Source organism: Leucogemmata humicola, from assembly GCF_055379415.1.
This window is the reverse complement of the sequence record NZ_AP040875.1, coordinates 2,276,933-2,292,337: the sequence shown is the minus strand read 5'-3', so window position 1 is coordinate 2,292,337 and position 15,405 is coordinate 2,276,933. Positions and strand designations below refer to the sequence as shown.

Genomic DNA, 15,405 nt, shown 5'->3' with positions numbered 1-15,405 from the left:
CGTGACACGCCAACAGCGAGCAGACAATGAGCAAAACCCGTCGCAGGTTGCCCCGGAGTCCGGTCGCCCACCCGGCGAGTAAGCCGCGTGCTGCCGATGGATCGGGGCGGGCGCGTCCGACCCAAATCGCCGACGTAACCGAACCAGCGACCGGCATCGTAATGCACGCCGAGTACGCCAAGGTGATTGGGCGATTCGCGTACATCTGGGGTTGGCCGATGGTCAACATGCTGAACCGCAGCGCGTCCATCACTACGGCGCCCGAACCTGGCCTTCTCAACGGCGCCGTACCGGTCGCGCCTCGCGGCGAGATCGCAATGCTCTCCGGTTATGCCGATCCCGGTCAGAACTTCGTCACGTGCCCGAATCAGGATGTGGTGTACGGCCTTGGATACTTCTCGTTGGACGATGAGCCCGTCGTCGCACAGGTTCCCGACTTCGGTGATCGCTTCTGGATGTACGCCCTCTACGACGCACGCACGGATCAATTCGGCGAGCTCGGCAAGGCCTACAAAACAAAGCCGGGTTTCTACCTGCTCGTGGGTCCGAACTGGAAAGGAGAAAGGCCGGACGGCATCGAAGTGGTGATTAGAAGTTCTACATCGTTGGCGAATGCCATTCCGCGGGTGTTCATGAACGACACACCTGAGGATCATCGGGCCATTCAAGCCGCGATTGACCAGATCGTGTTCTACCCGCTCGAGCGCTTCGACGGAACGATGAAGACGAAGGACTGGGCGCACGCCCCCACGATTCCCGGCCCCGCCGGCGGCGCGAGCGAGACCAAGTGGGTCGTGCCCGAGAAATTCTTCGAGCAGCTTGGCACCGTCCTCGATACAGTTCCGCCACTCGCTGGCGAACAAACACTTTACGGGCAATTTCGAGCAATGCTTGACGCCGCGGCAAAGGACTCGGCGATCGCGAGCGCGCTCCTCGAAGCGGCACTCGAGACTGAGCATGACGTCATCGCCCCGTTCTTCGAGTGGAAGCACAACGGGCGACCGGCCGGAAACGGTTGGAACCGCTCGACCAACAATGCGCGTTTCGGCTACGACTACTTCAATCGCACCGGAACGGCGAAGTCGAACATGTTCGAGAATAGACCCACGGAAACGCAGTATTTCTACACGGACGAGGACTCCGACGGCGAGCGACTCGACGGCCGTGGCGCATACACGGTAACGTTTCCACCGGACGCGGAGCCGCCCGTCAGCGGCTTCTGGTCGATGACGCTATACGACGGCGAACATTTCTTCCACCCGAATGATGTGAAGCGCTATTCGCTCGGCACCAAGAACGCCGGGCTCGAGAAGAATGCGGACGGCTCGCTCACGATTTACGCCGGCCAGGCGTCGCCGGGCTCGGACAAGGAATCCAATTGGCTGCCTGCGCCGGCCGCGCATTTCTCGCTCTACATTCGCGCGTACTGGGGCAAACAGCCCATTCTCGATGAGTCGTGGCAGCCGCCAGTCATTCGGAGACTCAAATAGAGCGTGACCGACCTGTTACGACCGAAGCGTGCGTGACTTCGGAAGACCAAGCGTCCGTCGCGCCCAGAACCCAATCGTCGCGCAGCCACGCCCCCAGCGCGCGAGGTCGGGCGGAACCGTCCAGGAGAGTATTTAGTGTTTTGTGTATTGTCGAGCAAGCTGCGAGCTGCCGTTCTCAACTTCTCATAATCGTCTGTGCCGGATCACCGCGCGTTGCCCGCCACGCCGGTACGAACGTCGCCAGAAATCCCGTGACACACAGCACCGCCGCTGCTGCTGCGAGCGCCGCCGGATCGCTGAGACTCACACCGACAACCGCCGTGCGCAGCAGTCTCATCGCCGCCAACGCGAGCGCCACGCCCACGCCGACGCCCAATAAGACGGGCCGCGCTCCTTGGAGCGTGACCAGCCGCAACACGTCCGCACGCGACGCACCCAGCGCCATGCGCAGACTGATCTCGGCCGCCCGCTGCGTGACGAAGTAGCCTACCAAGCCATAGATACCGACGACCGCGAGCAGGAGTCCCGCCACGCCGAGGAGGCTCAACATCACTGTGTTGAAGCGCGCCTCCGCGGTGGAACCACGGACCAACTCGCGCATCGGACGGACACGGTAGACCGGGATCATGGGGTCCACGCTCCGGACGGCCGCGCGGATCGCCGCCGTCACGCTCGCGGTTCGCGCCTCGTCCTCGCCATCAACCCGCGCCACGACCGTCACGGTTCGACGCGTCCAATCCCACCCGTCGGTCGGCATCTGGTCGAGCGGAATGTAGAACTCCGGCTGCACCTGAGCGGCTGGGCCGTCCGCATGCACATCGCCAGCGACGCCGATGACCGTCTTCCACCGAGGATCACCGGGGGCACCGTCGCAGCACAGGAACCGCTTGCCGATCGGATCCTCGTTTGGCCACGCGCGCTTGGCGAGCATCTCGCTCACGATCGTCACGCGCTGCGCCCCTTCGATATCCGACGAAGTGAAGTCGCGCCCGCGGAGGAGTGGAATGCGCATCGTCGCGAGGTACCCCGGCACAACGAAGCGCGATGCGGCCTGAATGGAGTGCTCCTTCCCCACCACCTGCCCTTCCGGGGCGATCCCGTTGGTAAAATCCCCACCGGCAAGCGGCGCCGGGGAACTGAGCGATGCCACCTTCACGCCGGGCAGATTCGTCAGTCGCTCGGCGACGGAGTGGAATGCCTGCAGCGCACTCGCGGGATCTTTGTACTTCAATTCTGGTAGCGTTACGCGCGCCGTCACTACGCCGGCCGGATCGAAGCCGGGCTTCACATATTGCAGATAGATGGCCGTACGCACGAGTAGCCCAGCGCCAGCAAGGAGTGTACATGCCAGCGCGACCTCCGCGATCACGAGCGCCTGCCGCACGCGATCTTTCACCCCGCCGGCGCCACGTCCCCCCGCGCGTAGTGTGGCCTGCACGTTCTGCTTCGACGCGCGGAGCGATGGCACGAGTCCGAACACCATAGAACTCGCGAGCGACATCGCTACCGCAAACCCCAACACCGCGACGTCGATGCGCGTCTCGCTGAAGCGCGGGATTCCCGCCGGCGCCAACGCAACCAGCACTCGGATTCCGCCGTACGCGAGTGCCAGGCCAACAAGCGCACTCGCCAGCCCGAGCACCATGCTCTCGGTGAGGAGTTGCCGCACGATGCGGGCGCGGCCGGCGCCCAGGGCCGCGCGCACCGCGAGTTCCGTCGCTCGCGCAGCACCACGTGCCAGGAGCAGGTTCGCCACGTTGCCGCAGGCGATGAGTAGCACAAATCCCACGGCGCCCAACGTCACGAATAACCGCTCGCGATAATCACCGACGATGGCCTCGGCGAACGGACGCACGCCGACGGTGCCGTTGAAGTTCACACTCGGATAGCGATCGTCGAGTTCCTTTTGTACGGCAGTGAGCTCTGCCTGTGCGCGCGACGCCTGCACGCGCGGTTTCAGTAATCCAATGACGATATTATGATGCTGGTCGTGCTGCGCCCTGCGCTCCGGAGTGAATGCCTGCGGCACCCACAGGTTTTCCCCCGAGGCCGTTGGGTCGAATGTCGGCGGCATCACACCGATGACGGTATGCGCGCGGCCGTTCAGTTCCACCGCGCGCCCCACCACGCTCGCGTCGCCGCCGAAACGCGAGCGCCACAACGCGTCGGAAAGCACCACGACAGCGTCGTTCCCCGGCTCGTCTTCTTCCGGGCGGAAGGTGCGCCCCAACGCCGGTTGGACACCGAACACGGCGAAGAAGTCCTTCGTCACCTTGCCGCCCGAAAGACGGTCGGTAGAGCTTCGGTCAGCGAGGGTGAATTCGGCGAACTGCTCGGCCGACAATGCGTCGAACCCCGTCTGGCGCGCGTACCAGTCGACGAAATTTCCGTCGGAAACAGAACCGTTGTTTCCCTGCCAGAGCTCAGAGACCATCACCACGCGCTCCGGATGCGCAAACGGAAACGGCCGCAATACGACGCTGCGCAGCGCGCTGAAGATCGCCGTCGTGGCGCCGATACCCAGCGCAAGCGTGAGCACCGCGATTGCAGTGAATGCCGGCGTGCGTGCGAGTTGTCTCATAGCGTATGCGAGATCCTGCCGCAGCTCGCCGAGCCATTCGCGTCTGTCTTGTTCACGGTCGCGCGCGTTGCCAAGCGTCGCGCACTCGGCGGAGACTGCTTGAAGATCGCCAAAGGCGCGTAACGCCTCGGCCCGCGCGGCTGCGGGGGTCAGTCCTTCTGCAATCAATTCGCGCGCGCGCATATCGATGTGGAATTCCAGCTCCTCGCTCACTTCGTCGCGCGCGGAGCGACGGAACAGTGACGCAATGCGTTTGACGTTGAGCCGATGATCGCGCGTCTCGTCAGGCATTGGCCGCTTTTTTCGCGAGCAAGATTGGGGATACCGTATCAACGAAGCGGCGGAATCCGTCAACCTCGGCGACGAGGTGTCGGCGGCCGGCTGGTGTCAGCCGGTAGAATCGCGCGCGCCGCTCCAACTCTGTCACGCCCCACTCGGCGACGATCCATCCATGCCGCTCCAAACGGTAGAGCGCTGGATAGAGCGATCCTTCTTCGACCTGGATTGCATCCTCGCTCGTGTCGCGCAGCCAGCGGCTGATCGCATAGCCGTGACGCGGCCCCGAACTCAGGGTCTTGAGGATGAGTGCGTCGAGAGTGCCGCGAAGTGTGTCGCGGTTGGGAGGCATCTGATACCTAGTCGTCTGAGTGTGATGATCATGAATACACAGACGGCTATGCTTCCGTCAAGCGCGGGAGTCGCTAGCGGAGTGCGTGAAGGTGTGCGGCACCTCCCCCATTGCCTCTCGCGCTAGACGCGTTGCCTCGGCCGACCCGTGGGAAGCGGACCGGGCTCTATCGGGCTGCGAGGCGCGGCGATTGGCCGCGGGGCCCTGGCCGCGATTGCGGTACTGATGACGAACATCATGCCCGCGAAGAGCAACGTATCGAAGATGAAATTGATGGCCGTAACGCGGCCCGCCGTGTCGGTCGCCAGGAAGAATTGCGGCACGTAGAGCCCAACCGTGAGCACCGTCATCAGCAATCCTGCTCGCGCTGCACCAGCGGCGGCGTACTTCTCGATACACATAGCAACCCCGAACGCGACGAGCAGGACACCCGTCGCGTATGCGAGCATTAGCGGAAATGGAACCCAGGACGCCGTGCGCGCAGTGCTCGGCACGCCCGGCGCAAAATCGGGGCGGATGAAATGCTCGACCCCGTAGAAGACCAGGACGCACGCCGTGCAGATCCTGATGATCGTCCCCATCATCTTCTCCGACTCCGGCCGGTCGCCGCGCGTCGCAGTGATGAAGAGCGCCAACGCGCCCAAGGCAAACGTGGTCTGGCGCGCCGCCAAGCTCCACGCCATCCGAACGGTGGGATGCGCGATCGCAGCCGGAAGATCCATCGTCGCCACGAACAGTCCGAACATCACAGCGAGGCAGACCGACGACCAGCGAATGTATCGCCTGGCGACGAAGCTGGACGCCGCCGCTAGATGAGCAACGCCCACGAAGTACGCGATGAACACGCGGGCCGGCATCCACTTCGGCACCAACTGCGCGAGACTCGTCGCCGCCGTGAAGTGCTCACCGGCAAACGCCGCGAGCGCGGCGGCGACGAAGGTCGGTCCGAGCACCACGAGTCCGAACGCTTCGCCCGACGTACCGGCATGAAGATCGCGCCGATAGGCGATCGTTCCGGCGGCGAGAAAGAAAAGCCCCAACAGCGTTGGCCAGAGTACGGCTGAACCGGTCATTGGCACCTCGCGAGAGCAGAATGGGTATCGCGAAGCGCCGATGAAATCAAACGATTTACCGGATCCGTACAGGCGTCACGGGTCGCAGGGACGACCCGTCGTTAGGGAACTCTCAGTCCTTCGATCCTCCCGCCGCCTTGCAGAAGAGTCAACTTGGTTGCTTTGCCACCGTCGAGTGTGAACGTGAATCGCAACGCCGGATCGAACGCAACGCCGAACGTATAGTTGCCGAGGTAGCGAATCTCGTTTGCGTCCTGTCCTTGCGCTTGCGCCATGAGGCGCGCGCCGTCGACAAAAAACTTGATTGGCAACGCCTGGCCACCGGGCAACTGCAACGTGTAGTTGCCGACGATCGCATCGCGGTCGGCCGTCGAAAGCGACGGCGCGGCGGCTTGGGTGGCTCCGGCCCCTCGTCCAACAGGGGCAACACCGTACGCCACGCGAAGAAGATTCTGCACCAGCGCCTGAGGCGATTCGCCATCAAAGTTCGTGAATACCACGATGCTCAGACTATCGTCGGGCACGTAGGTCGCTGCCGATGCGAACCCGGGAATGCCGCCGGTGTGCGAGACCGTCTTATGACCGTTGAACACTCCGGGGACGAGACCGAAACCGTAGTTGATCTTACGTCCGCTGTTGAGCGTATCGGCGGTCGACATGAGGGCGTACGACGCCGCCGACACCACCCGTCCGCCGTCGAGGGCGCGCTGCCACTTCGCAAAGTCGCCAACCGTGGAGCACAGTGCGCCAGCGGCGAATGGATGCGAGAGGTCCATGAACTGTGCGCGTGTGATGCCGTTTGGTCCTTTGCTATACCCTAACGCGAATGAGGCATCGGACGTTCTCGACGGGCAATACGACGTTTGCCGCAGACCGAGCGGCTTGAAGAACTGCGCGTCGAGATAGCTCGCGTATTTCTGGCCGGTCGCCTTTTCGATCACCATTCCGAGCAGCACGTACCCGGTGTTGTTGTACCGGTATGCGGTGCCAGGCGCGAAGTCGAACGTGTCCGCCGCAACGAACTTGATGATCGCGTCCGGTGACAGCACGTCGTTCCACGTCTTGGACCACTCTGGCGACGACGTGTAGCTGTGGATACCCGACGTGTGATTGAGCAGTTGGCGGATCGACACCTTCTTTCCACGAAGCGGAAGCTGTGGGACGTACTTCGAGAGGTCGTCGTCCAGCTTCACGCGCCCCTGTTCAACGAGCTTCATGATCGCGGCGGACGTGAACTGCTTCGTGTTCGATCCGATCTCGTAGATCGTCGCGGCGGTTGGCGCGCGCCACGCATCCACATTGGCAAGTCCGTGCGCGCCATACGCGAGCGTATCGTTCCCGCGAATCACCGCAAACGATGCGCTCGGCGCATGCGATTCGGCGAGATACGTAAAGACGAGTGAGTCGGCGCGCGAACGATAGGCGTCGCGGGTGATGGTCGAACGTTGCGCGGTGGCCGACGAAAGGCCGGCGAGCATCGCCAGGCCGGCGAGACGGGAGGAACGCAGCATGTGATTCTCCAGGGGGGTGACGAAACGTACGTCTGTTACCGCCCCACCGCGACCGCACCCACCCGCCTCGCGTACACCTCGATCCATGGGGCATAGCGACGCGACGAGCGAGCAGCGAGACGCATCAGCGCCTTCGTCCACGCCTCCTCGACTCGCGCCCAGGGCCGCGTCCATTCGTCGGCGGTCGGTACCAGGACGTCGCCCCGTACGCTTGCCACTTCGAATCCATTCTCATCGAACAATCGCCGCAGTGATAGGACGCCGAATCCCCATCGATACGGAAACGACAACAGATTGTTCTGCGCCAAGAGCGCGCGTGCCGCAGCCCTCTGCATCGCGTGCGCGCGGACCATCGATCGACGAAGCCGCGCGTAAAACGCGCCATGCGGTACGCGAACGACGAACAGACCGCGCGGACGCAGCAACTTCGATGCTGCATGCACCACGGCGCGAGGGTCCGCGAGCTGATCGAACGTGCTCCAGATCGCGACTGCGTCGAACGTGCGATCGATGTCGATGCTCGCGAGTTCACCCTCGTGGACAGCGAATCCCATCGCGCGTGCGAAACCGTTGACCGGCGCGTTGACGTCGACGCCCTCTGCCGCCAAACCCAGCTCACGAGCGGCGGTGAGAAATGCCCCCACGTAGCTGCCGACCTCGAGCACCGAGCCGCCTCTCCCCATTAGCCGGCGAAGTTCACGCGCCTGTGCGCGGACAGCCGGCAATTGCGTGTCGTGAAGCGACTGATAGGTGGCAGGCGTTGGTTCGGCGCGCGCGTAGATCTCGGTGAGCTCGTGCGTTCGTTCGACAGGATTGCGGTAGATCAGCCCGCAGCTCGTGCAACGGACGAGTCGAATCGGCGCGTGTTGCGAGAACGCCACTCGATCCGTGAGCCGATCAAGTGGCGTGCCAACGCGCAGCCGCCGCTCATGATATGCCCAGAGCGCCTCTACCTCCGCGCGCAGTTCCTCCTGATCGGCCACAACCTCGGAGTCTGCGTGGCCACACACGATGCAATGCGCGAATTCATATGATGGCCCGGGCACTACTGCTGGGGGTGCAGAGACGATGCCGCATCGGCACGACGGCTCCCCTCCCGCCCGCCTGCTCTTCATCAACAGTCAATCGGCGCTCGTCATGTACCCGCTTGACGTCGGCACAGCTCACACGACACCTTCATTCCACTAAGTGGAGGGAGTATGGCGCACGACGCAAAAGACCTGCTGCACGGCACACTCGACTTGCTCGTTCTCCGCGCGCTGGCGACCGACCCAATGCACGGATTCGCCCTCAGCAAATGGATCGACCAACGCACTGGCGGCGACCTCGGCATCGTTGACTCGGCGCTCTACAAGGCCCTACACCGCCTCGAAGATTCCGGCGCCGTCGAGGCGGAGTGGGGCGTATCCGAGAACAATCGCCGAGCGAAGTACTACTCGCTCTCGACAAAAGGCCGGCAGATGCTGCGCGCCGAGATCGCGAACTGGAAACACTACGTCGCAACGGTAACCGGAATTCTCGAACCCGGCTGAGTTTCGCGGAGCAGGTTTACGTGAGCAGCCCGAGTTCGAAGGCTACGGCTTCACCATCTTCGGCGGACCGTCGGCAAACGTGTACGCGGCCGCCGGGCAATGCACCGCGGAGTTCGTCGCGCTGAACATGCCGTTCGGATTGGCTTTCCAGAGCCACACGTGCAGATCCCAATGGTGTAGATCGGCCGGCATGATCGGAGCGTGTCCTTCCATCGGACCCATTAGTTGGTGGCCGAGGATGGTTGGCGGCGTCTTTGCGACGGCCGTTGGAACGAACCACTCGGCACCCGTAAGGACGAGCTTATCGCCGACAGGTTCATACAACAGGACTTGAGGTTTGGTAGAGTCGAGCTTCGGCCCCACGAGCGCCATGTTGACGAAATGCACGCCCATGGCGCCCGGCTTGTATGCCATGGAACCGTGCTCTGAGCCACCCGCTGGGAAATCGACGCACCCGAGCGTTGACAGATATCCGTCCCGCACCGCCGCAATCGGATCCTTGTACTTATCGAGCGCCGCCTTCACGGCGTTCATTGCGGCTGTGTTGTCCGCAGCCTTGCCGGCCTGCTTTACTTGAGCGCCGAGCAGGCTCGGAGCGGCGGATGCGACGACGAGCGATGCGGCGAGTGCAGCGAGCGTCAACGATGAGCGTTTTTGCATCGAACGGCTCCGATGAGAGAGTCATAGAGCATCCGCATGACCGGCACGCGTGTCAAGACTCATTCGCCGACGCGCAGAGATCTTGATATTGGTTACTCGGAGTCGCCAAACCATCGCATTGCAGCCTGCGTAGCTTCGCCCCCGTTTGGGGCAGCGTCAGCGGCCCACGCAACAAAACCATCGGGGCGCACCAACACTGCGCTCAGGCCCAGTCGGTTCTTGGCATCTCGCGCGACGTAGGTGATTCGATCGCCCGAGCGGCTGGCGATCGACCGAAGCGGCGCGCCAGCGTTGAAGTCGAGCAAGAGACCTTTGCCATTTCGAAGGAGCTCACCGAGCTTCGTCCCGTCGATCAGTTCGAAGTCCGGCGCACTGCGCCCTACGAGCGGGTGGCCGCCGCCAAGATCATACCGGAGAGAGACACCCCACACGCGCTCGGCGAAGTATGTCGCGCCATCGCGTGTGTCGATGAGATCTCGAACGATGGCTTCGAGCGCACGCGAGCTCCGACTCGGCCGCATGAGCGCAACCTGCGCGCGCGACCAATCGAGGACCTGCGCGCCCACTGGATACCGTTCACTCCAATAGGTGTCGAGCAGACCTTCCGGCGCGTCGCCACGAAGCGTTGCCGCGAGCTTCCATCCGAGGTTCATCGCATCGCCGAGCCCGAGATTGAGTCCCTGACCGCCGAGCGGCGAATGGATATGCGCCGCGTCGCCGGCGAGAAGCACCCGCCCTTTTCGGTACGCGGTTGCCTGGTACGCGCGATCGGTCCAGGTCGTGGCGATGTGAAGTGACGTCAGAGTGACATCACTACCAGAGACACGGCGCAACACGCCTTGAACGTGATCGAGTGTGATTGCCTGCGCGCGATGAAACGCGCCCGCGTCGAACTCCACCATCGCGATCGTCCCGGGACGTGAATACGTGTACATGCCCGTCGGCGTGTAGTGACGGCCCAAGCGGAGCGCGTCCGGATCAACCATCTCGACTTCGACGGAATAGCCGGTGAACTCCGGATCGGTGCCGGCGAACTCAAAGCCAGCAGCTTTGCGAACGGTGCTGCGGCCACCGTCACAACCGACGAGCCAGCGTCCGCGAAAACTCTGACCATTCGCGCGAACGGTCACGTCGTCGTCCGACTGCTCGAACCCTTCGACACCGACGCCGCGCTTGATCTCAACTCCCATCGCGATAGCTCGAGCGGCCAAGGCTGATTCGAGATACTCCATCTCGATTGCCATGGTGGAAGTGGCCGGACTTGGCAGGCGGTATTGCCACCGCCCAGAGTCGATGTTGTCGAGGTAGAACTGAATGCCGGCGAAGTGGCCGCCCGGGCGACGCGCCTGTTGCATCCAATGCGGCGCGGCCACCGCAGGAGCGCTACTCGAATCGTCCTGTCTGCGGGGCGGCGGCGTGATATCGCTCAACAACCCGCGGCGGTATAGCGCTTCGATGGTGGGCACCGAAAGACCGCGCATGCCGAACGGCAGCCGCTTCAAGGGAGAGCGCGGATCCTCGGCTTGCTCCAACACCAACACGGTGAGGCCGGCAAGGCGCAGCTCAACGGCGAGAAACAAGCCGACCGGTCCGGCACCGGCAATCACGACATCGTAGATCAAGGGCAGATCCTCCAGCGACAAATCCTAGCTGGCTACAGCGAACACTGGCGCCGTTCACTTGAATCGTAGATTATAGATTATCAGCACGCCCACTGAAGATTCTGCCTCACCAAACAGACAATCCGGAGTGACCCATGATGATCACGCACCTTCGTGTTTTCGCGGTCGCCCTGTTCATTGCCCTGCCGGCTTCAGCGCAAACAACGCGCATCTCGCTTCAGAATGCCGGGCTCCCAACCGGAACGTCGGCGGCAGTGTGGGCAGGAAACACGCTCTACGTGAGCGGATGGCTCGACCCTGACCGGAAGGCACACACCGACACTCAGTCGCAGGCGGTGGGGCTGATCAAAGACATTCAAAAATTCCTCGAAACGCAAAAGCTGACGCTCGGCGACGTGGTGATGATGCACGTCTACCTGGGAACCGATCCGGCAAAGGACAACAAGATGGATTTTGCCGGAATGATGGGCGGCTATACCCAGTTCTTCGGCACCGAGGCGCAGCCGAACAAACCGGCGCGCACGACCGTGCAAGTCGTTCTGCCAGCCGCTTCGTCGGGCGCCCTGATAGAAATCGACTTGGTTGCAGTGCGTTCAGTTCAAACCGACACGGCCCTTGGCCGCAGCGCGCAACCGCGCTGAGTCAAATCCGATTCCGTCCTTGAACACGGTCACCACGTCGTAGATCGACGACGGCGTGGCGATCGGATCACCGCGCACGATCATGAGGTCCGCCGCCTTACCCACTGCGACCGATCCAACCTTCGCGTCGAGGCCGAGAATGCGCGCGCCGTTCAGCGTCATGATCTGCACGGCTTGCTCTGGCGTGAAGCCCGCTTCGACGAGCAGTTCGTAGTTACGGAGGTTGCCAACGCCGGGAAGAAATCCAGTGCCCCACGGGTCGGATCCGGCGCCAAGCAGTCCGCCGGCGGCGACGAAGTCGCGCTCCCAGCGCATCATGTTCTTCAACAGGCGATCGGGCACTACAAATCCACTCCGCGCAAGATCTGCGTGTGTGGCCTCGACCTCGGCGCGCGTATCAGGCGCGAGGAGTTCGAGCGCTCGCGGGTCGAGCTTCGCGCGCGTCGGCATGAACGTTTCATAAACACCCAAGGTCGAGACCACCGCCGTCTTGGCGGCGACAATGCGCTTGATGCTCGCCTGCACTGCGGGCGACGCGACGTCCACGTCGGCCTGTGCGCGCATGTTCTCCGGCGGACACCGGTCTGGCGCCTTGCCCGCGACGTATTCGCTGTTCGTTATGAACCCGTGCTGCAAAAGATCGATGCCGAGCGCCGACGCCTCGGCGAACGTGACCGAACACAGATGGCCGGTGACTTTGAGCCCACGCGCGTGAGCCGCCTTGATCGCGGCGCCTAGCACCTCGCGCGTCTCTGATCCGAGGAACTTGAACCACGTCGCGCCCTCGCCGGCCCAGTAGCCGATGACAGTCTGTACTTCCGCCGGCGACGTGACTCGCTTCGCCATGCCGTTGCGTGGCGGGCCTCCGTCGAGATATGGGCCCGCGATTAGAAAGTTCGGACCGGGAAGCACGCCCGCATCGACCGCACCTTTCATGTTGAGCTCATGATACGGAAGCTGGCTTCCCGCGGTCATCGCCGTGGTGACGCCATACGCGAGATACGCGAGCGGCCCGCTCGTGCTCATCTGGGTGAGACGTTGCACTCCGCCGAAGTACGTGTGTTCGTGAAGTCCGACTTGCCCTGGCATCACGGTGTGGCCTGTGAGATCGATAACCCGTGAGCCGGCCGGCGCCGGCGTCGTGCTCGATGGCCCGACGGCGTCGATGCGATTGCCACTGATGATGATTGTTTGATCGACACGTGCGGGCGCGCCGGTGCCATCGACGAGCCGAGCATGCGTGAGCGCAACGATCGGAGCGTCGATGCTCACAAAAGGCTGGACGCCGGGCGTCAGCGAACGCTGCGCGCTGGCGCGTACCGCCGTGACGATAAGGGCGGCGAAGATGAACTGCGTTCGAAGAGTAGACATATCGGCGAGTGGAGACCGGTTGACGGACACAGACTCCGGTATAGAACGGCACTCTAACCGGCTACGTCCAGAACACCTTTGAAACGCTCGATCGGAACAACAACGGACTTGGCGGTCGCGTGACTATGCCGAACCCGACAGGTCGTTGCCAAGATACTATCGCGTTCTCACGCTTGCCTTTCCACAGTGTTCCGGACCTGGCATGGGTGAGTAGTTCGTCCAATGGTGACGATTGGTGCGAGGCCGACATTTCGCCGAATGGTCTCCTGCCGCGCCGTCATACTCGCCGCTCTAGTCGCGCTCGTGTCACCGCGCGCACACGCGCAGCTTACCGGTGCGCACGCTCTCATCGCCTTCGGTATCAACTCTGGTACGCAGCCGCCGCCGTCGGTGCTGCTGGCACCCACGTACGTGCAGTGGGACGTTCACGAAATCCGCGGCAGATCTGGCCAGCAGATTCCGATCGGCGGGTTCGACGTGAAATCCGCGGCGTTGCTCATATGGGTAGTCACACCGAAAAAGCTCTGGGGCGCCAACTACGGCTTCATGGTTGTCGCACCAACGATGTCGAATTCTCTCGAGCTGCCGCGACTCGGCTTCTCGACATCGTCGTCGCTCGGGTTCGGAGATCTGTACATCCAGCCAATCAATCTTGGGTGGCACTCTGCGCGAGCTGATTTTCAAGCGGGCCTCGCCGCTTATACGCCGACCGGTCGGTACACGAAAGGAGCCAACGACAACAAGGGACTTGGGATGTGGTCGTTCGAGCAATCGGCCGGTACAACGTTTTACTTCGATTCGGCAAAGGTGTGGAGTATCTCCGCGCTTGCATTCAACGAGATCCACTCGAAAAAGCGCGACACAGATCTTCGCGCTGGCGATCAACTCACGATCGAAGGAGGCGCGGGAGGCGCGTTCTTCAAAAAGAAGTTGACGCTTGGTCCGGTCTACGGCGCGCAGTGGAAGGTGACGGATGATCATATCGGACTCGCGCTCCCCGGCGGCTTGGCGCTCGGGAAGAATAGAATCTTCACCGCCGGGCCAGAGATGACTGTGGCCCTTCCGCTCGCGCTTCCAGGAGTCGCGTCGATCACGGCGCGGTACCTCTGGGACTTCGATGCACGCTCGACCTTTCAGGGAAAGCGATTCATTGTTTTCATAACTGCTGGTCAACTGCACTTACCGCCTTCGGCCTCAGCGCCGCACTGATCGCGGACAGGCGCCGCTGCGCGTTCAGCGGTATCGGCGACGGTCTTGTCGGCTCTAGTAAGCTTCATCGATGAAGAAAATCGGCTTTCTGTCCTTTGGACATTGGAGCGCCTCGCGCCAATCAGCCACGCGGTCGGCGCGCGACGTCCTGCAGCAGTCCATTGAACTCGCTGTAGCAGCGGAAGAACTCGGCGCGGATGGAGCATACTTTCGCGTACACCATTTTGCTCAACAGCTCGCGTCCCCCTTCCCGCTCCTCGCAGCAGTCGGTGCCCGGACGAGCCGCATCGAGATCGGAACGGGCGTCATCGACATGCGATATGAAAACCCGTTCTACATGGCCGAGGATGCGGGCGCGGCCGACCTGATAAGCAACGGTCGGCTCCAGCTCGGGATCAGCCGCGGCTCGCCCGAGCAGGTCATTGAAGGTTGGCGTCATTTCGGATACGCACCGCCGGAAGGCGGAACCGATGCGGACCTGGGCCGGCGTCACGCCGAAGTCTTTCTCCAGCTCTTGAAAGGAGACGGATTCGCCAAGCCCAATCCGAGGCCGATGTTTCCGAACCCGCCCGGACTGCTTCGCCTCGAGCCGCATTCGGAGGGATTGCGCGACCGTATCTGGTGGGGCTCAGCCTCCAACGCGACTGCGGTTTGGGCGGCGCAACAGGGAATGAACCTGCAAAGCTCCACGCTCAAGGCCGATGAATCGGGCGAACCGTTTCACGTCCAGCAGGCTCGCCAGATCCGCCTGTTCCGACAAGCGTGGACCGACGCCGGACATACGCGCGTGCCGAGAGTGTCGGTGTCGCGATCGATCTTCGCGTTGATGAACGATCGCGACCGCCTGTATTTCGGGCGCGATGAAAGCAGTGATCAGATCGGAGTGATCGACAACATGCGAGCGGTGTTTGGTCGATCCTACGCCGCTGAGCCAGACGTGCTCGTCGAAGAACTCAGAGGTGATGAGGCCATCGCCGAAGCTGACACACTGCTTCTGACGGTGCCCAACACACTCGGCGTCGAATACAATGCGCACGTGATCGAATCAATTCTCACGCACGTCGCACCTGCTCTGGGCTGGCGGTAG

General features: G+C 62.7%; 13 protein-coding genes. 5 read left to right on the top strand and 8 right to left on the bottom strand.

Features of this window, described 5'->3' with window-relative positions:
* Window positions 1-26 precede the first annotated feature (26 nt).
* Window positions 27-1,490, top strand: a complete 1,464-nt coding sequence (locus AC6H4Z_RS09480) for a DUF1254 domain-containing protein (protein WP_497546507.1) — start codon at window positions 27-29, stop codon at window positions 1,488-1,490.
* Between the two features lie 175 nt (window positions 1,491-1,665).
* Here AC6H4Z_RS09480 and AC6H4Z_RS09475 read toward each other — a convergent pair whose 3' ends face one another.
* The 5 genes from AC6H4Z_RS09475 to AC6H4Z_RS09455 form a co-directional block, all read right to left on the bottom strand.
* Window positions 1,666-4,362, bottom strand: a complete 2,697-nt coding sequence (locus AC6H4Z_RS09475; RefSeq protein WP_497546506.1) for an ABC transporter permease — start codon at window positions 4,360-4,362, stop codon at window positions 1,666-1,668.
* Window positions 4,355-4,699: a PadR family transcriptional regulator gene (locus tag AC6H4Z_RS09470; RefSeq protein ID WP_497546505.1), complete on the bottom strand. Its 345-nt coding sequence runs from the start codon at window positions 4,697-4,699 to the stop codon at window positions 4,355-4,357. The genes AC6H4Z_RS09475 and AC6H4Z_RS09470 overlap by 8 nt, the downstream gene beginning before the upstream one ends.
* 122 nt (window positions 4,700-4,821) lie before the next feature.
* On the bottom strand, window positions 4,822-5,772 hold the full coding sequence (locus AC6H4Z_RS09465) for a DoxX family protein (protein ID WP_497546504.1): 951 nt from the start codon (window positions 5,770-5,772) through the stop codon (window positions 4,822-4,824).
* 101 nt (window positions 5,773-5,873) lie between these two features.
* Window positions 5,874-7,283 carry a serine hydrolase domain-containing protein gene (locus AC6H4Z_RS09460; RefSeq protein WP_497546503.1) on the bottom strand — a complete coding sequence of 470 codons (1,410 nt, stop codon included), beginning with the start codon at window positions 7,281-7,283 and terminating at the stop codon, window positions 5,874-5,876.
* 35 nt (window positions 7,284-7,318) lie between these two features.
* Window positions 7,319-8,329: a class I SAM-dependent methyltransferase gene (locus AC6H4Z_RS09455; protein ID WP_497546502.1), complete on the bottom strand. Its 1,011-nt coding sequence runs from the start codon at window positions 8,327-8,329 to the stop codon at window positions 7,319-7,321.
* Between the two features lie 153 nt (window positions 8,330-8,482).
* On the opposite strand from AC6H4Z_RS09455, the gene AC6H4Z_RS09450 reads away from it, so the two are divergent.
* Entirely contained in the window at window positions 8,483-8,815 is a 333-nt protein-coding gene (locus tag AC6H4Z_RS09450) for a PadR family transcriptional regulator (protein WP_497546501.1), read from the top strand.
* Window positions 8,816-8,857: 42 nt separating this feature from the next.
* Here the strand turns inward: AC6H4Z_RS09450 and AC6H4Z_RS09445 are convergent, their stop codons facing one another.
* Window positions 8,858-9,475 carry a hypothetical protein gene (locus AC6H4Z_RS09445; protein ID WP_497546500.1) on the bottom strand — a complete coding sequence of 206 codons (618 nt, stop codon included), beginning with the start codon at window positions 9,473-9,475 and terminating at the stop codon, window positions 8,858-8,860.
* A gap of 92 nt (window positions 9,476-9,567) precedes the next feature.
* The gene (locus AC6H4Z_RS09440; protein WP_497546499.1) at window positions 9,568-11,097 is read right to left on the bottom strand and encodes an FAD-dependent monooxygenase; all 1,530 of its coding nucleotides are present in this window, start codon (window positions 11,095-11,097) and stop codon (window positions 9,568-9,570) included.
* A gap of 134 nt (window positions 11,098-11,231) precedes the next feature.
* Here AC6H4Z_RS09440 and AC6H4Z_RS09435 point away from each other — a divergent pair, with 134 nt between their 5' ends.
* Window positions 11,232-11,738 (top strand): Rid family hydrolase, encoded by a 507-nt coding sequence (locus AC6H4Z_RS09435; RefSeq protein ID WP_497546498.1) that lies wholly within the window; start codon window positions 11,232-11,234, stop codon window positions 11,736-11,738.
* Here AC6H4Z_RS09435 and AC6H4Z_RS09430 read toward each other — a convergent pair.
* Window positions 11,691-13,109: an amidohydrolase family protein gene (locus AC6H4Z_RS09430; protein WP_497546497.1), complete on the bottom strand. Its 1,419-nt coding sequence runs from the start codon at window positions 13,107-13,109 to the stop codon at window positions 11,691-11,693. The genes AC6H4Z_RS09435 and AC6H4Z_RS09430 overlap by 48 nt on opposite strands.
* A gap of 258 nt (window positions 13,110-13,367) precedes the next feature.
* On the opposite strand from AC6H4Z_RS09430, the gene AC6H4Z_RS09425 reads away from it, so the two are divergent.
* Both AC6H4Z_RS09425 and AC6H4Z_RS09420 read left to right on the top strand, forming a co-directional pair.
* Window positions 13,368-14,318: a SphA family protein gene (locus AC6H4Z_RS09425; protein WP_497546496.1), complete on the top strand. Its 951-nt coding sequence runs from the start codon at window positions 13,368-13,370 to the stop codon at window positions 14,316-14,318.
* A 70-nt stretch (window positions 14,319-14,388) separates the two neighbouring features.
* Window positions 14,389-15,405 (top strand): LLM class flavin-dependent oxidoreductase, encoded by a 1,017-nt coding sequence (locus AC6H4Z_RS09420; protein ID WP_497546495.1) that lies wholly within the window; start codon window positions 14,389-14,391, stop codon window positions 15,403-15,405.